This window comes from Arthrobacter agilis, assembly GCF_006494655.1.
GTDB classification, from domain to species: domain Bacteria; phylum Actinomycetota; class Actinomycetes; order Actinomycetales; family Micrococcaceae; genus Arthrobacter_D; species Arthrobacter_D agilis.
The window spans coordinates 1-293 of sequence record NZ_VHIM01000035.1 but is presented as its reverse complement, the minus strand read 5'-3'; the positions used below and the strand labels follow the sequence as shown (position 1 = coordinate 293).

Sequence of the window (293 nt, the reverse complement as noted above, 5' to 3'; positions counted from 1 at the left end):
CTCGCCTGGATGGTGCCCTGCGCCCAGCGGTGGCGCTGGGTCAGCATCGAGTTGAGGGCCTCGGGTGCCAGGCCGTCGGCGAGCTTCTCGGGGTGGGAGGCCGATTCCCAGCCGCGGGAGTGGAGCCGCATGCACGTCGCCATGTCCTCCGTGACGGAGATCGTCGCCATGGGCATGACGGCCATCGCCTCGCACCCGCGGGCGGCATTGACGGATTCGATGAGGAGGCGGACGGCGTCGATCGCCGCGAGCGGGGACCAGGAGCGCTGCGCCAACTGGTCGAGGGCAGCCCG

General features: G+C 71.7%; 1 protein-coding gene. It reads right to left on the bottom strand.

What is annotated here, in order from left to right; translation table 11 throughout:
• Positions 1 to 293: glycosyltransferase (locus FJV46_RS15100; RefSeq protein ID WP_275668134.1), on the bottom strand; the 293-nt coding region annotated here is incomplete at both ends.